Annotated in this window: 14 protein-coding genes; 6 read left to right on the top strand and 8 right to left on the bottom strand. The window is 43.0% G+C overall.

All coding sequences use genetic code 11. The features are described from left to right. Positions 1–131: 131 nt before the first annotated feature. From BWD42_RS22355 to BWD42_RS22330, 6 genes are all read left to right on the top strand, one after another. Positions 132–2246, top strand: coding sequence for a hypothetical protein (locus tag BWD42_RS22355; RefSeq protein ID WP_077438632.1), 2115 nt, complete (start codon positions 132–134; stop codon positions 2244–2246). Further along, positions 2243–5644 carry a hypothetical protein gene (locus BWD42_RS22350; RefSeq protein ID WP_077438631.1) on the top strand — a complete coding sequence of 1134 codons (3402 nt, stop codon included), beginning with the start codon at positions 2243–2245 and terminating at the stop codon, positions 5642–5644. Before BWD42_RS22355 ends, BWD42_RS22350 begins: the two co-directional genes overlap by 4 nt. 102 nt (positions 5645–5746) lie before the next feature. Further along, entirely contained in the window at positions 5747–6145 is a 399-nt protein-coding gene (locus BWD42_RS22345; RefSeq protein ID WP_139351254.1) for an SMI1/KNR4 family protein, read from the top strand. Positions 6146–6381: 236 nt separating this feature from the next. Beyond that, entirely contained in the window at positions 6382–6867 is a 486-nt protein-coding gene (locus tag BWD42_RS22340) for an SMI1/KNR4 family protein (RefSeq protein ID WP_077438629.1), read from the top strand. 326 nt (positions 6868–7193) lie between these two features. Beyond that, a complete protein-coding gene (locus BWD42_RS22335) occupies positions 7194–7592 on the top strand; it encodes an SMI1/KNR4 family protein (RefSeq protein ID WP_139351253.1) in 399 nt (132 codons plus the stop codon). Between the two features lie 223 nt (positions 7593–7815). Next, complete coding sequence (locus BWD42_RS22330; RefSeq protein ID WP_077438627.1) at positions 7816–8295, top strand: SMI1/KNR4 family protein; 480 nt, start codon at positions 7816–7818, stop codon at positions 8293–8295. A gap of 293 nt (positions 8296–8588) precedes the next feature. Here the strand turns inward: BWD42_RS22330 and BWD42_RS22325 are convergent, their stop codons facing one another. The 8 genes from BWD42_RS22325 to BWD42_RS22290 all read right to left on the bottom strand — a co-directional run bounded on the left by BWD42_RS22325 (position 8589) and on the right by BWD42_RS22290 (position 25220). Then, entirely contained in the window at positions 8589–9476 is an 888-nt protein-coding gene (locus tag BWD42_RS22325; RefSeq protein ID WP_077438626.1) for a hypothetical protein, read from the bottom strand. A 33-nt stretch (positions 9477–9509) separates the two neighbouring features. Next, positions 9510–14525 carry a hypothetical protein gene (locus BWD42_RS22320; protein WP_077438625.1) on the bottom strand — a complete coding sequence of 1672 codons (5016 nt, stop codon included), beginning with the start codon at positions 14523–14525 and terminating at the stop codon, positions 9510–9512. Between the two features lie 11 nt (positions 14526–14536). Continuing rightward, positions 14537–20845, bottom strand: a complete 6309-nt coding sequence (locus BWD42_RS22315) for a hypothetical protein (protein ID WP_077438624.1) — start codon at positions 20843–20845, stop codon at positions 14537–14539. A 24-nt stretch (positions 20846–20869) separates the two neighbouring features. Next, positions 20870–22051: a hypothetical protein gene (locus BWD42_RS22310; protein ID WP_077438623.1), complete on the bottom strand. Its 1182-nt coding sequence runs from the start codon at positions 22049–22051 to the stop codon at positions 20870–20872. 25 nt (positions 22052–22076) lie between these two features. Next, positions 22077–22262, bottom strand: a complete 186-nt coding sequence (locus BWD42_RS22305) for a hypothetical protein (protein WP_077438622.1) — start codon at positions 22260–22262, stop codon at positions 22077–22079. A 422-nt stretch (positions 22263–22684) separates the two neighbouring features. Then, entirely contained in the window at positions 22685–23047 is a 363-nt protein-coding gene (locus tag BWD42_RS22300; RefSeq protein WP_077438621.1) for a hypothetical protein, read from the bottom strand. Positions 23048–23467: 420 nt separating this feature from the next. Further along, a complete protein-coding gene (locus BWD42_RS22295; protein ID WP_077438669.1) occupies positions 23468–24394 on the bottom strand; it encodes a 2-hydroxyacid dehydrogenase in 927 nt (308 codons plus the stop codon). A 265-nt stretch (positions 24395–24659) separates the two neighbouring features. Beyond that, positions 24660–25220 carry a dihydrofolate reductase family protein gene (locus BWD42_RS22290; protein WP_077438620.1) on the bottom strand — a complete coding sequence of 187 codons (561 nt, stop codon included), beginning with the start codon at positions 25218–25220 and terminating at the stop codon, positions 24660–24662. Positions 25221–25361: the final 141 nt, after the last annotated feature.

The raw sequence follows: 25361 nt of genomic DNA, 5'->3' as shown, positions 1-25361 counted from the left end.
TTGTATATCCCAATTGACTTTGCACATCTGTCAAGCTATAATGAGATCTCTAGACAGTATCGCGCCGGATCAATTGAAAAATATCCATGGATTACAAATAGTAAAACAACGCGCACAAAAATTTTAGTATTATGTTTACACCAATATCACATTTTTTCACTGAGCCTCAAAGCATCGCTCAGTCTCCGGGACAGTCATTTGGTGCAATTGATGAAAACCGTTTTGCGGTAACTTCACGATTTACCAGTACAGGTGCCATGGCCTATGCTTTATGCAAAAGCATAGTTTTTATACAACCGCAATCTGGTAATGACCAGCTGGTCAATATCATTCTCCGACCCTATCAACAGCCTATCACAGGCTTCAATATCCGCTATATTGTCTATCGCGGATTACGGAAACAGGACTTTTTCCTAGGTGATCAGGTTCTGCCAGAAACGTCGGCACAAACCGATTTTATCCGTAAAATAAATCAGTCATTTAATAACTTTTATGATCAAAATCAAAGCAATAAACCTCCCTTTTCTGCAAAATTCATCGGATTCGATCCGATAAATCAGCCTGAAAACACCACAATCGATAATTACTTTTTCAAAGTAAGTGAGCTATCGGAAAATGATCTCGAAAAAAATGCCTTTGAACTTCCTTTAGTTCAGGCAGGTGACAGCTTAGGTTTCTTCAATGCAGGTTCCTGTGGAATTGACATCGTATTAGGAAATGGAGATTTTGCATCGGACAATATAACAGATCAGTTTGCCTTTGACCTGGCCTATGCAAGAAAAAATTATGCAACAATAGAACTAGACGCAGTGACAGACCAGGCGCAGCGGAAAAGAATCAAAGAACAGGCATCGCAGTTTCTGGATGTCGCAGCATTTTATGGATTCCACGTAACTAGCGGGCAAGTGAACACCAAAATTAATACCGTAAAGAGTAAATTAACCGGAACTAGCATCTACGATCAACTTGTTTCTAAGTTCGACTCCAAAAATAAGCTATATCTCTATATTCAATCTGATCGTGGCAGATCCTATAATTACTATGGGCACTACAATCTACAGTCACAGAATACCAATAATATCAAAATTGATGGTATAGAAACAAATTACGGTACCCTAGGGTGGCCAATACATATCATTACCTCAGGTCAGCAGCACAATCAGCTCAACAGCCAAACTAAAATACAACTCGTCACTGACAATAACCCGCAAGCAATGCTCTATGTAAGGTGCGGTCATCTGGTAAATGCCGTTAAAAACAATTTCATGGACGCAAAGGCGCTACAGGCTCTGCCGACAAACGACAGTCAAACCGGGACAACCTATTCGGCTGATTTATTACTGGAGAATCCCGCTACGGGAAACAATAATAAGCAATTGATAGCCTCATTCAACATACTTGTTTATCAGGGGATCTCTTTTAATTATATGGTGAAAGATAGTTCCAACCCTCAATTGATCGTCGATAAATTTTACTTTAGGGATTTTTTTGATGACACATTTGACCAGCTGCAAGCAAAGTCACTGTTTGCTGATCAAACGCAATCTGAATTTGAAATCTTATCATCACAACAGATCAAGTTGTTTAGATACGAGATCAACAGCAGCAAAAATGGAATCCTTGCCGTACAGACATTGCGGGTGAAAGACAGCATTAATGATGATATAAGTGGGGAGACACAACGCCGTGTTACCTATTTGACCGAGCAGGTCGACCTCTTGCATAGTGTAGTTGAATACGCTGACAATTTAACTGTTGAAGGTGTAGGTAGCTCCGCGTCAGCAACCAGTACACAGTCATCAACGGTATATCAATTACCTGACCCATATTTTTATTCTATCGATAATTTTACCGATGGAATTGAAAAAATCAAGGGCTTGAGACTGCACGCTACAAATGACAGTCTGCCCCTAAAAATTATTCTGGGTATATCGGACGAAGAAAATCAGCGCTTATTGGCAACTATAAACCAGTACCAGCTCATTCAGCCAAGGATTTTCATGACAGAATTCAATCCACTCAACAATACGGTTGTATCGCCACAAAATGTCAGTTATCGAAAATATAAATTGGCTATAACAGGCGAAGATGCCGCCGGCAATTTACAGCTAATCTTTCCGGAGCAGGATATCATTATGTATTCATTGGACAATAATTATCATTTTTCACAGGCCTATAGCCAACATATGACTGAGCCGAAGCGAACATTTATTGATCAGATTCAAACCACTAAAAATTTATTATGAAACTAGCAATATTATACAATGGCATTCCGATACAATTGCCGGATGACCAATTTCCGTCCCAAGAACTTCTCTTCGATGTCAATGGCTTTCTGGAAGGATTTACTTATAGAACAACCTCCGAAAATGGAGAGAAAAAAACAGCTTATAGGTATTTGGCCAATGACCTTTTTAGAGAGAAAGACAGACATGCAGTCTCAAATGGTATGGGGTATTTCAATGTCGCAGATTATATGGAATACATAGCTTCAACACGGGCAGTTACCGAAATCCGTCGTTTCGATCATAGTGCTTTTATCGCTTCACCGGGACTGGAGATTGAAATTGAAATCTTGGATAAGGGCGAACCTTATAAAGACTACTACAATGTTGCAAACTACAAATTCACATTGGAGGCCGCGCCATCGGGCACCGGAACAGCAAATTACCTGAAAGAATCTTTTACCAAAAATGCATTAGTCAGGGAAATACGAATTCCCACGGTACATCAAAAGACATTAAAAAGTTATACGGCAGAAAATAAAACACAGCCCGACGGCTATTTCTATGCCCATAATTTTGGCGACAAAATCAGTGCAGATAACGCATTTGGTTCCAATTACTGGGCTAGGCGCAAAGAGCTTATGACAGGTATATGTTTAAAGATCTATGCGATCAATAAAGATATCTTTTCCAGATTAGAAGGTCTGACCAATCTCTCCGCATGGGAACAATTTTTGGAAACCGCGGAATCCCAGCAGGCATTTGAAACGATTGCAGCACCGGGTATCGCCAAGTTGGTCTTTTTAATGAAGCATTCATGGTGTCATTATTACGATTTAAATGCTGATCCGAAGTATATATTTAAATCAAAGCCGGAGGCAATACTGCATACGCGTTCCAACGATGAGCTGTCAGCTTATTTAATTGCACTCGACCGGTTCTATACGACACTCTACGGCTTCGACCTAAGCAATTATCACCGTTACAATACCGCTGTATTGCTTATGGATATACTTTACTTTCTGCCTGATACAGCCTATCTATTTTTAGATTATGACTTACTCCTGAATGTGGTAAAGGATTTTTTAAGCCTAAAAAAGATCGATCAACAGCAACAGCAGGTGCTGGTCAAGGTTATTATTGCCATTGCCGAATCCTATGGACATGAAACAGAATTTATGGAATTCCTGCTCACGGTGGACAATATCGGTAAGGTTAATATAACTTATTTCGAACAGCTCTATTCTTTACTGACAGACGCCCGAAAAGAACGCTATCCGATCGTTAACTGGTTTGTGGAAGAAAAAGAAAATAAACGATACTTCAGCTATGCCATTTTCAAGATCTGGAAATACTCCAAATACAATTGGGACTTTTATCCACCTCCGATGCAGCAACCCGTGACTGATGAGGACTTTCTCTCGTTATATTGGTTAAGTGATGGGGAAAAATACTTAAATAAGAATAATACGATAAACTTTATCCGCTCGCAACAGTTCCAGTCCAAAGACGATGCGGGTAAGCAGAGGCAGCAGGCCTATGATTACAAAAGTAACCTCGAGGGGATCTATATTGATCTAAAATTACAGAGAACGGAAACGGTTTATGCGGTGATCAAGCCTACGGATGAGTTTCCCGTCAAGGTACCTCCGGAACTGGTAGATCTTGGGAAGTTCCACCTTTTCCAGCCAGTGATTCTCACAAATTATGAAGGCAATCTTAATCTGGACATCCCGCAGACACTGACCTGTCCGGCCTTTATCATGCATTTTATCAAAGAGTATGATGAAATTGCTGATTACGATGCGCTGATAGCGTTGGGGATCAATGTTGGAGCAGATCTCGTTTTATTTTTTGCCTTTGGCGGATTGGGATCCTTACGTTATTTGAACTATTTGAGGTATACCACACAGCTTGGAAGAGCTCTACGAGGTGAGCTCATCGCGACGGAGGCTGTAAAAGTCTGGGCTGGTCTCGGTGCAGGAAGTGAGGCCGTGTCTGTGTCCGCTGGACTGCTGGCGGGTATCGGCGAATATCTGGCAACCACAGATAATGATATTATACTATCGCAGACCTGGAAAAAGATGCAGCATTTCTTTTCGTTTCTAACGCTAGCCTCTGCTGGTGCCAGTTTCTTTTCACAGTGGCGTATGTACAGTCTATCTGAAGATCTATTGAATATACTGTCCATAGCACCAACAGGAATAAATGAAGTCGACGCAGGCACGACGGATCTCATCAATGCCATTGTAGGGCAAGGACCTGCCCGTATTGCCAACTTCGAAGGGAAGTTGTCCGGTATGGGCAATGAAGCAAGCGAACTGCTCAACTGGTTCAGAAGTACAAGTCTACAAAAGGAAAAACAGCGCTGGTTTCTCGACACCTTTGAATCGGCAACAACCTCGGAAATCCAACTGCTCAATCAACATGTTACGACATTGGACAGTCTGATCGATATGAGCGCCTACCGTATTGCGGGCAATATAAAACTTGTCACAGCAATAGGTGCTGATCCTCAACTGTTAAATCAAGTAGCTGGCTTTTATGCGACGACAGGTTCAAAACAGGCTTTTGAAAAAATAGACCCTGCGATGTGGACCAGGCTCTTCGAGGCTTTTAACATAAATAAATACGACATAAAGGGGATAGATAGAGATACCATACTGGCCAATATAGCCTCGTCACCACAGGTGTATATAGATCTGATGGAATCCCATTTTTGGAAGTACAAAGCAGGCAATGCTCCAGATAAATATTCTGTGGAAGAAATATTTAATATTATACGGGTTAACTTTGAGCCTTATGTGGTAGAACTGCTTACCGATAAAAACAGACGTAGTATTGATGAAGCTATCGCTTTATTTGATCGAAATTCCAGGCACACCTTGATTTCTGATGAAATGCTGATTTCATTATTTGATTCTACCCATCCTGATTTTATATCCATTGCCAGCAAATTAAAGGATACCAGTACAGCCCGAAGGGAGCTTAGAACAGCAAATAAGAATATTACGGAAGTAGAAGCTGTTGGTTCCGGCCTACCTATTCAGAAGCAATTATTTTTGGGAAAAAGTAAGGATTTAAAAAAATATTTTGAAGGAGGAGTTTTACCAATTGAACTGACCGAAGTAAGAGGGCTAACACTTTTTGAGATTTTCAACAAAAAAGCTTATGGCGATGGACGCCAAAGAAAATACGACAGTGAACTGAAGTTTATTTTTGATTTCTTATTAAACAACTGGAATAAAAGCGATTTTTTTCGGGTCAAAATCACCTCGACCTTGACGGTCTGTTCAAGCTGTAAAACCTATCTTTGGTATTTAAAGAAAATCGCCAGAAAATATGGCAAAGAAATTGAATATGAAATTATATCGAATCCCAATATGATTAGGGTCGGGGATATTAAAAATTTGAAATAAAAATATGATTACAAGATGGAAATACAATATTTAAAACATTTACAGGATAACCCAATGCGGAATCCGCACGCAGAAAGCAAATATCAATTCAGAATTAAACCTATGAGTTTAGAAGAAATTGAGTCATTAGAACAAAAATATAATAACGGTAAACAATTCCCTAAAGCACTACGAGAGTTGCTTTACCTGGCGGGTAAGGATTGCTATGTATTCGATTATAATGCGTTAGATTCGATGGACGAAATGCAGGAATATGTGCGGGAAAGTTTAGCCGAATTTAATCGCGATATTGGCCGACCGTTTTTCGCGATCGACTTATATGGAGGAATTCAGGCCTTTTATGTCTGTCTGGATGAAGGTGATGACCCTGCCGTATATGGCGGAGTATACGAAGGAACAGATGGAGCCTATCCAGATTGGAATTTTAAAGTAGCAGAAACATTATCCTCACATATCTATAGCCGTATAGAACGGTCTAAGAAAGGTGAGAATATTTTCTAAGTAATTTGAGCTTCCCCAACAGTACCATGTTGGGGATTTTTTTATTTTAATCTATTTATAGAAATAGCCCCTTTTCTTTATTCCATAAAAACAATAATTTTATTTGCAGTTCGATCAGCAGAGCTTGTTGACAGCCGAAAAGCAGCGTTAATAATATTGAACATGAAATCATAACAAACCCGAATAGGATTATAGTCAGCGATATTAAAAATTTGAAATAAAAATATGATTACAACATGGAAATACAACATTTAAAACATTTACAGGATAACCCAATGCGGAATCCACACGCGGAAATCAAATATAAATTTGAAAATGAGCCTATGCCATTAGCAGAAATCGAAGCTTTAGAACAAAAATATAATAATAGCAAACCATTCCCCAAAGCTTTACGCGAGTTACTTTATTTAGCGGGGAGGTATTGTTATGTATTCGATTATAATGCGTTAGATTCGATGGACGAAGTGCAGGAGTATGTGCGGGAAAGTTTAGCCGAATTTAATCGCGATATTGGCCGACCGTTTTTCGCGATCGACTTATATGGAGGAATTCAGGCCTTTTATGTCTGTCTGGATGAAGGTGATGACCCTGCCGTATATGGCGGAGTATACGAAGGAACAGATGGAGCCTATCCAGATTGGAATTTTAAAGTAGCAGAAACATTATCCTCACATATCTATAGCCGTATAGAACGGTCTAAGAAAGGTGAGAATATTTTCTAGGAATATTTAAAACTTCCCCAGCAGTCCCCTGTTGGGGATTTTTTATTTCAATCAATTTTACGTTTCCCCTTTTCCTTTTCTTTATTCCATAAAAACAATAATTTTATTTGTTGTTCGATCAGTGCAATCTGTTGCTAGGCGGAACAAGCTGTGTTAAATTAGAATATGAAATTATAGCAACCCCTAATATGATTACAGTCGGGGATATTAAAAATTTGAAATAAAAATACGATTACAACATGGAAATACAATATTTAAAACATTTACAGGATAACCCAATGCGGAATCCGCACGCAGAAAGCAAATATCAATTCAGAATTAAACCTATGAGTTTAGAAGAAATTGAGTCATTAGAGCAAAAATATAATAATGGTAAACAATTCCCTAAAGCATTACGAGAGTTGCTTTACCTGGCGGGTAAGGATTGCTATGTGTTCGATTATAGTGTTTTTGATTCTATGGACGAAATGCAGGAGTATGTGCGGGAGAAACTTGTTGATTATAATCGCAATATTGGCCGACCGTTTTTCGCGATCGACTTGTATGGAGGAATTCAGGCCTTTTATGTCTGCCTGGATGAAGGTGATGACCCTGCCGTATACGGCGGAGTATACCACGGAACACGTGGAGCATATCCCGACTGGAATTTTAAAGTGGCTGAAACGTTATCCGCTCATATCTATAGCCGTATAGAACGATCTAAAAAAGGTGAGAATATTTTCTAAGTAATTTGAGCTTCCCCAACGGTACCATGTTGGGAATTTTTTATTTCAATCAATTTACATTCCCTCTTTCCTTCTTTATTCCAAAAAACAATAATTTTATTTGCAGTTCGTTCTGTATAATCTGTTTGTAACCGGAACAAGCTGTGTTAAAATTGAATATGAAATTATATCGAATCCGAAAGCTATAAATATGGATTTTTAGAAGACTTAAAAAAATAAAAACATGGAAATACAATATTTGCAACATTTAAGGGATAATCCGGAGGCTTATCCTAATAGTAAGTTTAAATATGAAATTAGGCCTTTAAATTTGGAAGAAATCGAAACTTTAGAACAAAAGTATAACAACAGTAAGCCATTTCCTAAAGTGCTACGCGAGTTGCTCTATTTGGCAGGTGAGTCTTGCTATGTGTTCGATTATAGTGTTTTTGATTCGATGGATGAAATGCAGGAGTATGTGCGGGAGAAACTTGCCGATTATAATCGCGATATTGGCCGACCGTTTTTCGCGATCGACTTGTATGGAGGAATTCAGGCCTTTTATGTCTGCCTGGATGAAGGTGATGACCCTGCCGTATATGGCGGAGTATACGAAGGAACAGATGGAGCCTATCCCGACTGGAATTTTAAAGTAGCAGAAACGTTATCCGGTCATATTTATAGCCGTATCGAAAGGCATAAAGCCGGTGAGAATATTTTCTAAGTAATTTGAGCTTCCCCATCAGTAATTTTTTTTTGCATCAATCCTGTCTCTTATGAGAAAGAAGCTGCTCAAAAATCGGCTCAAAAACAACGAAGCCCCAGATATCGTACCTGGAGCTCCGAAGAATATGACAATCAAAATTTAAAACTTAATGAGTTCCCGCAATTTTCCCCATCTGTCTTATTGAGATTGGGATTGTATAATATGATTGGATTTAATGACATCCTGGATGTATTGATCCGTTATTTGATTATTTTTCACCTAATTTTTATTATGTATTTTATCAAAAATGATTAGTTCGTCAGACTTGCAATTTCCACGGTCAAGCCTGAGATCGTCACATCTGCACGACCTGTACCCGCGGAGCTTGAGAACATCATATAGTCAATTCGTTTTGGAAAATCTGCCCACTCTATTTCCACCGTACCGTCATCAGTCGTCGAATGCTGATCCAAAATTTGTTGGGCGTCCCTTAAAACAAATATTTCAGTACCATCTATCCCCCTTTTCACCAAAAGTTCCATGAGATATTCTTTTTTCTGAAATGCTAACATCATCTCTGATACAATCCCAAAACCACGTGCACCATTTCCAAAGAAATTTGTCTTAACATTCACAATGCCATTCTCTTTAGGTACTATTTTTAGGAAAAATTTAAGGCGTACAAATCCCTTTCCATTCAAGTCGGAATAGAATTCTGCAGGTATGTTTATCTGATAAGCCTGGGCTCCGTTTGATCCCTCATAACGGAGATAAGCAAATTCATTTACGCTTTGATTATTGAATAATTTACCAAAAGGAGCGTCCAAGAGTTTAACGATACCATTGGTAGTAGTGTTAAGATTGTCAATACTACTCTGTAGTGGTGCAATCTTAAGATCGACATAATTTTTCGACGCAATATCATCGGACCAATTGTTAAAATTGTCGATGGTATCTTTATCCGCCTGTGTAAAGTCTAATGTCGACAATCCCTTGCCTGCTACAGCGTCCACTTTGCCAGTAATAGCCGCATTGCTTTTTTCTACCTCTGTCTCAAGCCGGTCACGAAGGTCTTTCACTAATTGCCTAAGCTGTACACCCTGGGTATTCGCCGAATTTTCATCAAGGATTTCATTTGCCTTGATAACCCGATCCACATATTCATTGCTAATGGGATCTTTGCTAATAATATCTGCCATAATTGTAATTTTTAAATTGTTCTTAAAATTTATTTACACTGTTAATTCACTTTCTTGTATACTATACTCACCCAAGGTGTTGGCGGCAGTGAGCTTAAATCGGTAGTACAATGGACTGCCATCTCCATCCTGTTTTGGATAATCACTGGTCCTAAGATGATAACTCATCTCCTGATTGGATTCGGGTGCTTCAAATCCAGCGACTTTGATCCAATTTCCCTGATTGTTCAGTCGGAAAAGGTAATAACCGTAATCAGTACCTATGGGCTGCCAGGTCAATTTGGATGCTGTCTGATCATAGTTCAATACAGGTGATGCCACCTTCCTCACATCAGGAATCGTTACCGCAATAATTTCGGATGGAACTGTCAACACCTCTTCCAATCCCCCCTGTTCATTGACAATTGTACGCACGCCAACAGCACGGTAATAGTAGGTCGTTCCGGAAAAAGCCGCTCCGTCTACAGCTGAAAATGTATCGACAACACTGTAAACCTGCTGGCTTGTCCCCTCCACGAGCTCTTCAATCTCCGCCTGATAGCCCGAAAGTCGTCCCGCTTGTTCGGATGTTGCAAAGCGATAGAGACGGATCTTCGCGATTTTATCAACCTCCGAAAAACCACCAATGGTAAGACTAATGCCCCGCAACCTGGACTCCATGGTTTCATTGCGCAGTAACTCATACCCTTTGATCTTGGGCGCCTCTGTTGCTACTGTCTGCATCACCACAACAGGACCCGCAAAAGGACTTAGGTTGCCTGGTTGCAGTTTAGCATTGATCTCTACCGCAGCATAGAAATAGAGTTTCTGTGAATTGCTATTCAGGTTGTAATCCGTAAAACGTAGGAACCAGGTATCCGGCAACTGCGGATCGGTAAATTTGCGTACCATGGGAAACGGATTGAACGTCGCATCATTGGGATCCAATAGCTGTCCATCTATATTTCGGATAACAGGAACTGTATGCTCTGTACGCTGCCCCTCCTTAACGTAATTAAAAATCACAGGTTGTTCGGTTATCGGCATCAGCACAGACTGGATTGCTCCGATATATTTAAGCTTTTTGACTGCCAGCGGATCTGAACTTAAATTCAAGCCCGATTTATCAGGGACAGGGAAACCATAGGGCTGTGGTGTTGCCTCAAACACATTGTAGGCTGCCGCATCTGCAGACGGAAAAATCTGGTTGGCCAGCTCATGGAACCGCTGATAATAATAGGGATCGGCGGTCAGCGCGGAAAGCGAGGTCCGAATCGCCTGTACCGTCTCCGGTTTATACAAGGCCTCCAGCAGTTCGTCCTCATCTGTACGATAGAAAACATGGCCAAAAGGATTGCGCGCCTTTCCACTTGTGTCGGGGGCAATTTTTAGATCAAATGTAAAGGCTCCCATACCAGTCGAATCCGGACGAACTTTCTGCGCCCCCATCGGTTGTGCGAAAGCACGACTGAATCTTGCCCGCCCTTGTGCTGCGGCACCACCCTCACCCAATGCAACCGGAGGTTCAAGATCCTGCGGCTCATCATGCCGCAAAGCCAATAGCACTGCTGGGGTAGCAATTCCTGATGTAAAACCTTCATGTACCGTATCCTGACTGTACAAGGTCAGGAGCGTCTTGCGGTCATTGGCTCCTTCAGCGGGTTCAATAGTGGCTTTATGAAACTCTCCCGGCATTGGCTCATTAAAGAAGTAAGCCCGATATCCCGGGTGAAAGTTGACCTTCACAGTATCCCCAGGAACAGCTGGCACCGCGATCGGTCTATCTGCAAAACCGGGATCGACCACATACAGCAATAAAGGATCCTGCGATTCAATCCGCACAACCTGCAGTTCTTTGTATTTTTGGTCCGTATCCCCGGCCAACGGCATACGGATAATCCCCCGGTACCATTCCACGTGGGCCGGATTGACCTGATCTGGAGAATTACCTGTAGGCTGACCGGCCTGATAAGGGATATTCACCTGCGGGTGGGCCTGTAAGGTATAATGTGGTATGCTGACCTCGTAATAACCGAGCAGCTGCTCGTCAGTCCCCACCTGTGGCCCAAATAATGGTCTGACCTGAGCTTCCTCGGTAATGCCTCCTACCCAGACCTGACTGCGATTGCCTTCAATGTCCACTGTAGTTTCAATTACCGGCTGCTGGGGGTTTGCAAAATCGACCAATGATACCGTGGCTTGTACCGGTGTCCAGTTGCTGTGCTGCCCCAAATTTTCGACCGTGGTAAACTTATCGCCACTTTTTGGCAACTGCCATTGTACTGCTGTACCGTAAGCCGGAATCTCCTCCTCATCGGAAACAATGCTCTCTGACCTTCTTTTATAAAGTATAATATCTACCCCTTGCTGTCCACTCAAGAGGGAATGTATCCTGAAATTGCCATCAGCAGTTGTAAGAATACTATCCCGAAAGCGATCAAAGTCTGCTGCAGGAAGCTGGGGCACAACTTGGCTACCATCAATCAGGATATGTGGTGCCGTGGTCATGCGCGACAATGTGGGCTCCCCTTCGACTTCTTCTACTGACTTGATCTGGCCAATTAGCTGTAGCGGCATGCGATCCAAAAAAAGCGGCTGTGCTTTATCTGCTTTGATGATACTGCCCAGTTCATCCGTCGTAGTTGAGGAGAGATCCGAAACATCGACCATATCCAACCAATCAAAGGTGACACGCGTGATCCCGATGTCGCCTCCAGGGAAAGCCTGCTTACGACCCCGTAACCAATCTTGCTCGGTTTGTGTCGTGAAAATAAGGGGGTCTTCTTCCTGTAGGTACTGTACTGCAACATTGCTCGGTGGCTGCAGCTTATTGATCGCAGGAAAAACAGTCTCATCTGACGATACTTCTGTACTGACTTCTGACACCCGGCCAAACCAGTCTATCCCATAAATAGCGTAGACATGCTTTCCATTCGCTGTGATAAAGTGGGTATATAGACTTTCGGCATTGTCCAAAACGGGAACAGTCTCCAATACGCCCTCCGAATGGCTGTCATCATAGTCATAATAATCTTTACCCCCCAATTCAAGCGAATAGGTAATCTCTGGTTTGACATAGTGCTCGTCAGTCCATTTACGGTATTCGATACCGTAATAAACGGGCTTTGGCTGCAAAGCTGGATTGTGATTGACCCGGGCATGGAGGTCTGCAAAGAAGTTATGCCCTTGCTCCTCCGCATAATATTTTTCACGGCCGATATTGATTACCCGCATACGCTCGGTTTTATGGTAACCTTGGGTATCCAGCATATCGTTGAGTGTCCCCATGCTATTGGGGAAGGTATAGGTCAATGGGCGCATCAGCGGCTTTTCGGGTTTACGGTCGTCAAGCCGGGATGCAGGAATACTGGTATACCGATACTCCTGTATGACACCTGTCTCAGCCACTTTGTTGCTGTAGCGTGCCTGATAGATGTATTTTTTACCTAAATCTGTCTCCAGATCCTGATCAATATGCCCCAAACCCAACATCCTTGCGAAATGATAATCCATAGCGATCAGATTGATGACATCGAGGTAGCTCACCCGCACTGTCTCCACTTCTTCGGTTACGGATTCATCACGTTGCAGTTCTTCCATGGCACGCGGATCTGTCTCCGACAGCGTTAGAAATTTGCTTACAAGATTGCGCAGGGCGGGATCGTCGGCATCGCCATATTGCCATTTATCGACATAATTGGCCGCACGGAGCCGGGTTCCTTCGTTAAAATGTGGCCAGAGATTGTCGATAGGCTTTTGGGGGCTTTCCAGCCGGGCAAGTACTTCCACATCATCCAATGACAATGCAAAGCCCTCGCCCACCTCAGTCCAGTCCTCCGGTTGACGATCTGCCAACAGTCCTTCGTAAGTGTCCACCTGTAGTCCCTTTAGGATAATCTGCTGCGCCTTTCTGATCCGTACATATTTGAGGTTTTCTGCCATAAACAGCACCGTACGGCTTCGCTCAGCATCAATGATTTCGGTCGCATAGCTGCTTAGGTCTCCAGTTGCTGCCATATTCCCAGTGGTAAGCCCCGAAATGCCTTCCAATTTAATGGGCTGCGCAGCATCACTGCTATTGGAAACCGCTAATCCAAGCTGGAAATAAGATTTACCATAGACATCAACGCGCAAGACTCCTTGATACTGATCGATAAATCCCTGCGGATCCCCAACAGGGTCGTAAGGTCCCAAAAGCTGATCATAATTTTCCTCATCTTCAAAAACAATACGTAGGTGACTTGTCCTTAATTGATTACCTATTGTTTCGTTGATGGTATAGATCCAGGTCCTTTCTGCTGCGAGCACCACAGGACGATGGATAAGAAAATCCACAAACAGTGTGTTGTCCGCCGAATAGGGGGTACGATAGATATGGACAAAGTCATCGGCCTGATTGTATCCCTGTAGGGGAACGTTCCTGTGGTCAAAATAATTGCCCTTGGGCAGATGCTGATGTCCAAGATCGCCCGTAAAGCTCCAACGTAGGTGTACCCCTGGGACGATCCCTTGGGTTCCATCTGCACCTGACGTTTGGAGCATCAGCCCGACAGCATTGTTAAAGGGACTACTTTCCCCGTCAATACAGACAGCTATTCCCATTGCCTTTATACTCGCCTGAATCTGCCAAAAAGCGGTCAGAAAAGCAACAAGATCGGCATCCACCAAAGGCAGTTGGGTCTCTTCGTCAAGTTTAAACCCACGGTTTTTTATTTCTTGAAAAATAAGCAGGATCGTACGGAAAAGCACATGGTATGAAGTACTGTCAAAATCCACATAACCTACGTAAAAGTCGTCAAAGAGAAAATCCTCCTGGTCAAAATCGCCGTGAAAATAATCGTCTGGCAATGGTGAGGACTCGGGAGCCACTCCAGAAAGCTCGGCATAAAGATAGATTGCCCGGGTGTACAATTTTTTCAGTACTTCACTTTCCAACCGGCGCAGTTGCTGCAACAATGCACCATTGTTGTCAAATTTACCAGCTCCTTCGAGCTGGTAAATGGCATCCAGGCAGTCAGCGATAGCGCTATAATCTGCATGGTAAGCATGGTAATTTATTACTTTGGTCATTTTTATTTTATCTAAAGATTGATTCTTGAATTATAACTTGATGTAGTCCCATTATCGATCTGATCGGTCAAGCTCAGCGGCAGGATAACTTCCGCTGAAGCCACATAATCCTGTCCATCAAATTCCTTGAAAACAAAGCGCAAATGGATGTCCGCCGGGACGATCGACAGATCCGTATTGCTGAGCAAGGCAGCGGAAAGGTTGCCGGAATGAAGGGCTTTGATAGCGTCATTGGCTTCAAACTGGCCATCCTCCCGTAGCTGACCCCATTGCAAGGTATCCAACAGCTGCTCTTTAGGCAGATTGGGGTGATTGAACGGTTCTGGATTACGCACCAGCACCGCAATAATCTTTTGCATCTTGGTAGCCGGATCCTGCTGTACGATTGGCTGAACAACAGTATGTTGATACTGCTGTAACTGTCTGATCTGCAAACCTCCGTAGACCACCCGCTCAAAACTGTCGGTATACCGGAGAATATGGGCATCATCGCCCTGATAATTTCCATTCCAAAGATCTTTGAGCAGACCATTCACCTCCGTGTCGGCCATTTCAAGCACAATTGGATCGACAGACCACCCTTTGCTAACCTGATCGTGAAAATTTGCATAACGCGAGGTCATGACGCCAAAGCGGTGTACCTCAGCCTGCTGGGCAGGACGGCCGTCGGGCTTGTAAACAGATTCAAACAATGCTGTATACAATCGATTGGGCAGTAAATGTGGAAATTGATATTCTCCTCGCTTACGCTTGCGAACAATAGCGATGTCACTCGCATTGCAAGCATCCTGAAATGCGGCACGGTTAAGAAGGTAAATCCGCTGTTGGTCAGGGGGCAAATTGCGGAAGTTGCTATCATCAATGGATTGCTCCGGCAGCTCTTCCCAGACCAGTTGCTGCTGATAAATCTGTCCATACGGATCTACCAGCTTGACATCCAAACGGCTCTGAACAGCGGGTCGTCCCTGATAATTGTCCCAATCACTATACATCGCATTGAGATAGTCTTTGTTAAAGAGCAATCGAACTTTGGCCTCTTCATAAAAGAGGGGTTTGCTCCGGTCTTGTCTTCCCATCGCATCCGGGAATGAGCGCTCGTAGTCGATGTAATGTCTCAGATTAGCCAGCTTGAACGATGCTGTTTGATCCTGACTTGCCAATGTTTCATATACCGCACTCTCTTTGTGGAAATGTCCGATCGGGCCAGCTGTCTTAAAACCATAAATAAAAGCCTGTTCTGCAGCACCTGCGACATCGTCATTCACAACATCCTTGGTTTTTACAACGATAGCATACATTGTATCTGGTCGCCATACAGGTTGAATGGTCTGATTCAAATTGGCGCTAATGGCCCTGTTTTCTTCAATGAACCCTTCACGTGTCATCTCACTTTCCTCAACACGGCGATGTACTGCTTCGGTCATGTAAATCAATTCGGCAATATCAGTTGCAAAATTACGCGGCGGATCGAGCTGTAACTCCGCGGGAATGGGAGCTGTTGCCTTGAGTTCTTTATCCACATAGATCTTGACCTGATTTTGAGCTCTCGATACGGTGACGACCACCTGTGCATACTGTGTCACCGGAATAATGCCACTACTGCAATCCATTGTCATCTCAGCGCTTGCAACAATACTGCCGGCCTGCTGGTCATGATAACTTGTAAAAACAACATCGTAAACTGGCAAGGCCTGATCACCCCGATAATCATGATCGGACACAATCCGTTCCTGACGTACCAAATGAATGGCATAACCTTTTTTATCGCCACTTTCAGGATGTGTAAATACTTTGGATACCAACGTACTGACGCCTGTTTCCAGGGCACTGAACATCGCTGTTACTGCGATCGAAAAATCACCTTCCTCTACGTTCAAATCTGGAGAAGCCATCACTTGCAGACTATCTGCATTAGCGAGATAGGTAAAGTTGCGCGAAAGCTTCATCAATGAATCAGAAGCAGGCTTCAGCCATAGGGTATCCATGAGGATCGGTGCATTGCTGAGAACAGCATGATGACCACCAATATGATCCAAACGTTCGTAACCGTTCCAATTACCCACTGCACCGGGCAATATCTCCAGATCGGATGTAAGTAGTTCCGCTGGTTCAAGCGCCCGATTCAAAAGGACAACATCTGCAATGGTTTTCTTGGTTTCGTATTGATGCACTGTGGTTATACCTGCTGATAATGGCAATCTTTCGTAACCACCGATCTTTAGGTTACCTTCAAACCCAAGTACACGTTTAGCATGGAGCTTAATAATAACCTCATGAATCGGTTGTCCCAGATTTTCGTAAACAAGTTCTTGCACATCATCAGTCCGCTCCAGTGTTATCGTTTGAACCACAATTGGCTCAACAATTGTCTCACCGAATGTTGTCGGCATAGGCTGATGGCTTACAAATTGAACCTCTCCTGTATTCTCACTTTTTGCAACCCGTAACTGAAAGTAAGTCAGCGGTTCTGGTAGCCGAATGATCAGGCTTCCCCCATTTTCGCGCAAACGGAAATTGTTGTTCACCGTGCTGATATCAGAAGCAATAACAGCGGAAATACCCTGGAGCGAAAATTTAAATCCCTCACGTTCGAAAGTGCGACCTGAACTGTAAATAAGCCCGGATGGCAAATATTTCCAATCAACCTGGTATTTCTTTACCGCATCTTCAAAGCAGAACAGGTCTTTGCGTTTGAAATTCAGTGCGTCCATATCCCGAGCTACTGATACCTCCTCTTTAGCCATTGAAAACATATGCTGGGAGAGTAGACGGATCTTCTTATACTTATTAGGTTCCTCAAATTGCCAATAACCATCTTTTAGTGTCCCCAGGTCAACGACACCATTGTTGGCTTCGACAATTGCGGTAACAGCATCGTAGACCCGATAAGGCTTCCAGCTATTGTCGGCCCAGCAGAAAATATCAAAGCCTGTCAGCAACAGTTCATGTTTCACCTGGTCACTCAGTCCACGTTCGGGCGGTACCATCTGCAGGTAACCCTCGGGGAGCTGATTCATTGCCCCTCCAAGACGCGCCGCCGCATATGGCTTTACGGGACTCAACAAATCGATATCAATAAAACTATCCAATGGAATGGTCACCTTCTTGGCCTCCTGCTCGGAAGTAAAATTGTAGCGCCAACCTGAAGCTCCCGGTGCCGGAATTTCGGCAATCACACCGCTTGTAATCCGGTCGACAAAGTTGATCGGAAAGCTCTCCTCGGATAACATATTAATCGCCGCAGCTGGCATATAGTTTTCCGTTTCACTTGGCAACCTAAGGATCTCAATAGGCTCTTCTAAGGGTTGTCTATTATTATTGAATGTCCACTCAACAGCGAGTTTAAACTTGATATCTGGGATCGGCCAAGGCAGATTGAGCTTGACACCCAAGGCGCCATAAATTCGGAATGGATTGGGCGCATCTATACCCAGCACAATATCCACAGATAGTCCGAACTTAAACTTCCAGACCTTCAGGTATGCATAGCCGCCAAACCTAGCCTGCGCCCCTAATTGGATCGGGCGGAAACTGACTGAGCCTGCCAGGTCAATATAAGCACCCAAGCCTACGGCCACTGGGCCAAACTTTTTCTGAAAATCAAATCTGGCACCCGCGCCCACCTTAAAGCCTTTGGCTGAGAGCATCATATAGGAATGTCCCTCAAACAGCGTGAGCACCTTTGCCCGCACACGTTCAGACTCGGGTTGGTCCTTACCGAGGTTGATGTACCAACCTGAGGCATTGTTGAAGAAAAACGCCATATCCATCTTACCCTGTACACTGAGGATTTTTCCATCCAGTGGTCCACCTTCAGGTAATCTATAGTTTACACCCAAGCTGGCCATGACAGATTTGCTATCAATGGAAATCATGGCGCTAAATGGTGGATCAACATCCTGATTAAGTCCAAGACGCTTGCGCAGTATACCTGCCTGTCCCTGCAATAAAAATACATCGGGCAGTCCCAGCATCAGAAATAACTTGGAAGAGAACGTATAACCACCATCGAAGGTCGTCGCTATACTCGCCCCAGCCCCAACCGAGAAGCCCGGTTCGTTAGCAAACTTATCGATTTCAATGCCCTCGCGGCCTGTAATCTTACTTTTAGCTTTGTAATAATCCCACCAGGTTGCTTCCTCCGACAGCGCCGGCGTAACAGCCTTTTTCGATGGCATATAATGCTGCCCGATCAAACCGCGGAAGCCATAGATCCCCAAACCGGTTGGCCCCAGCGGAATTGGAGAAGGAAGATCCAATCCAATATCAACAATAAATGCAGGGACTTTGGGATTAAGACGCATAGCGGCGGAACCACTCAGCCGCAACTTCGGTAAAGCAAAGCTCACAGCCCCGGTATATTCTGTCCCCGCATTGGATGCCTCAATATTCGGATCGGGATTGTTCATGCTCAGATACCCGTTCAGGATAAATGCAGCATTCTCCTTGCTCACATTGCCCGGAATAGTCAGATCAATACCGATACCGTCAACGCTTGTAAAGCTGTCAAATGGCTTATCTGTATCATTGTGATCGACAGTAAAATAATATTTAATCCCATCTCCAGTGGCCTTCACTCCAGCACGGCCGGTATTGATCATCCCATCAAACCCAAAATACCGATACCTGCGTTCAATACCGCGATGCTGCCTTGCGTAGAACCCCAAGCTGATCTCTTTGATCTCCATGTTTACAGGGCCTACTTTGAGGGAAATAGCCTGAGGAACCATAAAGCTTCCGCCTTCAAATTCAAGATCACCATCTTGCCAAATACGGAATCGCTGGACCTCAATATTTCTGGGCAACACTTTGCCCAATCCGGGAACATCGGCTAAAAAATCCAAAGTGCCGGCTAGTTCCACATAGAAACCGCGATCCTCCCGGCCTAACTTCAAGCTGCGGATCTTAATTTCAAGCACATTGGGCATCGTAATTTTTATTGGCTCTTCCGCTGTTCTCGCCAGCACCCTAAAGTTGCCGTCATCTTCAATCTGAGCGTCAACAGCAATGACAAATGCATCCGAACCTTGTCGAAATTTATCTATGGTCAAGGTACCCGAGATAGCTGATTGCCGTATTTTGCCTCTATTGAAATCTACGGCAAAACGATCCAATGCAAGGGAGAAGCTACCAAACTTGCGCCTGAGAACACCATCTGATTCAAGTGCGATACGACCGGAAAGACCTCCCGAACCGATAAAGAGTTCATCCCCTACAATGGCCAGGGATCCAGCATCGCCCTCTCCAAGCCCCATATATTTGATACCCGCCCGTCTGATGTATAAACCGTTAAAATCAGGGCCATAGCCAGCCAAATCCGCCTCGGGAATATTTCGCTGTTTGCTGAGATCCAATTTAGCACGGTCAAATTCAACAATAAATCCAGTATTGCCGATCATACATGGACCGGGCTCCAACGAACCTACCAATTCGATATCCGAACCAATACCAGCTTCGGTATCGGCATAGAAAGTTGCTTCGGCAAATTTAAAAAGCGCCCGTCGATCCGGTAGCTCCACACCGCGAGCATCTACAGGTTTAAGAATGTTATTCGGGAATTCAATTCCTGCAGCAAGCTTTACCGTTGCCCTTACCTTGGGTATCATCAAACCGCGGATATACTCCTCTATACCCACTGGTATAATATCCTGATAAAACCTATCCAGGTTTTCCTTGGCACGGCTTGGATCAGCACTGATGTAAGTATCAAACAGAACAGCTGATACAGATTGATCGATATGACTATTGCTATTAATCAGTTCGGCGAGGCTTGCCGCTGTAGGTTCCTCATCTGCAGGTAAGACCAAATTAGCTTCAGGGAAAGCGATATTAATTACGTTCACGAGCTGAACAAATTTGTTCTGAATACCAGTGTCCGACACGATAAAATTGTTGATGATATGCGCGATTGCCTCGTCTTCATTGATCTTAAAAATCTGGAGTCCCAGATCGAAAAATGCCTGTGGCGTAAAGGCAAACTGCTGCGTACTGAAAGACCTGAGATAAGCGAGCATCTCCCATTGATACTGCAGCGACACAGGAAAAGAGGAGATGCTACTGTTGCCATCTTCATCTGGATTCAGGACAAGCCGCATACCGAATGGCAAGCCAAGCCCAATATTATTGGCGATGACATCCAGGCTATAATAAGCTGAATCGCCCCGCGGTGATCTCGAATACTGCAGATTTTTATAATGGATGCGATCCAGCAAACCACCCAGCCCCTCCTCTGCAAATTGCAAGAACTCAGGCAAGTCATCTACAGTAATTACTTCCGCTAGCGACGGATAGTAACGTTTGTTTATGCTATTTGTTGACATATAATATTTGCTATTCGTTTAAAATTAATTAGAGACCCCATCATAGAGTTCGATGGTTGACCGTTTAGTAGCTTTATTGAAGCGAAGCTTACCAAGACGATAATATGCGTCGAGCTGATTGCTATTTGTTCTTTTTGTGGAGAAGGTATACTCATCATTGTAAAGCATTACCCCGGTTTGATTCACAAATTGCGATCCCTGTAGCTGCATAGTACCCCCCTTATAGGTCGTCACCTGTACTTTAAAAAGCTCCGATTGCCCCGATTTGCCCCGCCAAATAGCGTATAGTCCTATATCGCCGAGATTTTTGACATCATCCACACTAAAATCTGACCTTGCAAAATCAATGTAGGAGAAATCTCCTTTTATGTCATTTGCGGCAAAATCTTGTGTAAATTTTTTCAAATTGATCAGTACAGATTCTTCACCAGAATCCTTTGTATTATCATTTGGCCAATACAGATAGGCATCTTGCAGATTCCGCCCGAAAGGAACAGAGGCACCCAATTGACCATAGCCAACATATTGGTTATTGACGTCGGAATCGGTATTTTCAAACCCCACCGCAACATCCAGCCCCAAGGTGGTACCATGCTGCCAGCTATAGCGAACGACCATGTAATCAAAGTCTTCAATGAAAATCACAGGTTTATCAATATTTGTAATAGCAACCTGCTTCGGTCCAAGCACTTCACCGTCAGCAGTGTGAGCTGTAACCTCGACCATTTTTACCGGGGCCAAACTTGGGCTATAATCGACGTGGAGGATATTGCCTTCAAAATATCCACCGTCGCTAACGGTGAAGGTACAGGAAGCCGAAATATCAAACTTAGTCCCATCGGTAAAAGTCCTAAACACGTTGAATGGTGACGAACTCCCTTCCTTTAAAGATGTGGGCCAGTCAATCTGTGAAGCCAATATGGATTTACAATTAGCAAAAGCCATTGTCTTAAGCCCAGACCATCCATCCGCAGTCAATATTCGCACGGCGACAATATGATCACCACAGTACCCTTGTCCAGTGAATTCCAAGCTATTGATACTATCAACCAGTATACCATCGAGAAACCATTCACAGGCAAGTACGTCAGAAGCCATTAATTCAGGACTGGCAAATTGAATTTCAAATTGAAAAGCTGTGCCCGGGAAAAGAGTTTCACCACCAATGCCAAACCTGCTGGTCTGTATACATGTATTTTGTGACATAACGTTATTCTTTAGTTTATAAATTTTAATCCATCAATTGCTGAACGGCGTTATCTTTAATCTTTGCTTTCTGCTTGTAATCTCTCGTAAAGCTTCTTCGTCTCCCAGCGGGATCATCTGGATTCACCTTGTTTACTACAGGTTTTATTTTTGCTGCAAATCCAATTCCTGCAACTTTATGGTTTATATTATTTTCGTTTATTCTTTTCATTTTTCATCTTCTTTTTATTGTAATACGACATCTATCTTTTCACGGTGTTCGAACCCGTTGTTCTCTTAATTAGCCTTTGCCAAGCAGCCTCCAAAAACCTTAAAAAAAGGGCTTAAAACTGCTGTGGCACATATATTTCAAAAGGGAACAAGACAAAATTACATTTGGAAAGCATGGGTTTTGGTGAGAAAAAAGCCCTTTTCTCTCGGTATCTATGATCTACCGAAAAGTCTCAAGAAACTTATGTAGGAAGGGAAACGTAAGGCTAATTAATAAAAAGAGCCCAGTATAAAAATACTGGACTCTTTGAGTCAATTTGTTTATTTTACGGCAGGAATCTTTTGATAATTAGTACCAAGAAAAAACCTCAATGGGAATAATAAGGCTTCCTGACTTCATATAACCATCATTGGCGAACAATATTATCCTATCCATTTTTTATGTTGCCTGCCTTTGAGTTCCTGAAGTTCGAGCAGTAATTCATTATAGAGTTGCATTAAATCATGATACTTAGTCTTCAATTTGGCCAAGGTTTTCTCACAAGCTAGTCGTTCGTTATTGGCAAGTTGGAGCGCATCGTTCAAATCTTCTATGACAATACCGAATTGTTCTATAGTTTTCTCCAGTCTTTCAGCATAGGCTGCCCACTTATCGATCACCTTTCCAGCATTTTCAACATTGGTCGCCTCAACTTCCGCCTTCTGTTTAGGTCTCCCAACAAAATAACCACCAATCCCCGTGACAACGGGAATAACTAATTTTTCTAAAATATCTAATCGTTCCATGTTGATCCATTTTTTTAAACAACTATTTTGAAAACACCTATTTTTGATCGTCTATTTTTATGCGGGCCGTTCTATGAAAGCATTAACCACTGAGTTTTCTTATATCGTATTCTCTACATCTGATACAGCAACAAGCAGAAGGCTTTTCAAAATTTATAAACATTCACTTTTACTTCATAACCTGCTTAATTAGGCTGATGAGAAAGTTCCTGGAACAAATTTATCTGATAAAGCGATAAAGGAATTGCATTAAAATATTTAAATAGGCGGTAAGAAAGGAATACCGAAAATCGCAATAATTTGTTTACCGTTGATAACATCATAGAGATTTAGGCCCAACTAAATACAGGGAAAACAATGCGATTTACTAAGCCCTAAGATGTTTCTTTCTGGCACATAATTCTCCCCCAGCACAGATTTCTAATACCCTTTTTCCAAAGAAACTTCGTTAAGTAATGGCCGGCCCGCAGCCATTCTGCTATAATTGTCCACCACCTGCATCACTGAAGAACCAATGTTTGTCCTACTGGCAACATGGGGTGTTATAAAAATAGCGCTGCAATTCCAGAATGGGTGATCTACGGGCAACGGCTCCTGATGAAATACATCGAGATAGGCATGAGCAATTTGTTTTCTAGCGATTGCTGCCAACAGATGCTCTTCGACGAGATGTTCACCTCGCCCCACATTAACCAAAACAGTTCCCTTCGCGCACAGATTGAAAAGCTCATGGTTTAGAATTCCTCTCGTCGAATCTGTCAATGGTAAAACATTCACTATAAAGTCCGTGTTTTCAACTGCTGAACCAAGTCCTCCAATTCCCGTAAAAGCGTTTACGCCTTGAAGACTTTTGGGCGAACTGGACCAGCCGTTTACCTTGAATCCCAACTGCACCAATCGCTCGGCCACATAACCGCCAATTTCACCTAATCCCAAAATTGTGACACTGGTCTGGGCAATGGATTTATAGACGAGCGGCTCCCAATGTTTTTTCGCTTTGTCGGTTGCATAAGCTGAAAAATTCTTCATTGAATGCATCAGACAGGTCAAAACATGCTCAAACATATCGCTTTTAAGCATGGGATCCACGATCCTGCAGGTACGGATATGTGCTGGTATGGATTTGGGAAATAAATGATCTATCCCTGCACCTGCAGACTGGATAACTTTTAAATTGGGGAAATGGGCATAATAATCTTCCTCAGGTTTCCAACAAAGTGCAAACTCTATCTCATCATAATTTTCAATCTGCGGGTAGACCTCGACCTTAATTTCCGGCAAATGTTTATTGATTTCGGCTTTCCACTCCTCCGCCCGACCACTATTCAGTATCAATGCTATACTCATGCTTTTCTCCTTTATACGAAAATAACAATTATCCCCAAACGACGGTTGTACATATTGTCTTTTCCGCTTCAAAGCATTTCCTTCGAGCGCAAATTCAAAAGCATTTCCTCCGGACACAAAGACCGAAAATCAGTAGCGATCATATAGCTGCCCCATCCTCTCCTGCATTATGCATTGCAACCCTAAAAAATCAGGTGTCTTGGACTAAATGTAATAGCGGGATTACAACACAATATTAGCTGTAAAAGATCAAACCTATTCAAAATTAGTTTTCCGGATAATAGGTATGCAGTATACTTCCACAGGCAAATAGTCTGCTGCTTATCAAATTGAGTTTGATCCTTTCCGAGATATTGGGAAACAAAGGTTTGCCGGAGCCTAGAACAATAGGATAAAGCATCAATGCATATTCATCGATTAATTTTAATTCGGAGAATTGCGAAACAATAGTCCCACTGCCATAGATAAGAAGATCCTTACCCGGGGAATGCTTCCACCGTTCCACCTCCGACCTATCAATCGCGTTGACAATACGGCTATTGTTCCAGTCGGCCTTTACAAGTGATGTTGAAAAAACAATCTTTGTCGCATTATTCATGAAATCAATAATTCCGGGTCGGTCAGATATGGTCAGGGTTGGATCAGGCCAGTATTGGGACATTACCTCATAAGTCTCCCTACCAAAAATAGCAGTATCAGCCCTATCCTGCCGCTCTTCGTAATAATCTTCAATCTCGCTATCCCAGGGAAACCAATCTGTTTCCCCCTGATTACCTGCAATAAAACCATCCAGTGAAACCCAGTTTAAGACAATGATCTTTCTCATAACATACTCCCTATAATGTACAACCTTTGGATAAGAGTGAGCACGCCTATCCCCCAGTAATTCGATGAAAATAAAATTATGGATTAATCATGTTTTGGCAATTGCCATAGGACAAGAAAAGTTAAGCGCCATCCCTGTTAT

Origin of the sequence: Sphingobacterium sp. CZ-UAM (genome assembly GCF_002000245.1) — a bacterium.
Lineage (GTDB): Bacteria > Bacteroidota > Bacteroidia > Sphingobacteriales > Sphingobacteriaceae > Sphingobacterium.
Note: the sequence above shows the minus strand (reverse complement) of the source record. Positions and strands in the feature narration are given on the sequence as shown.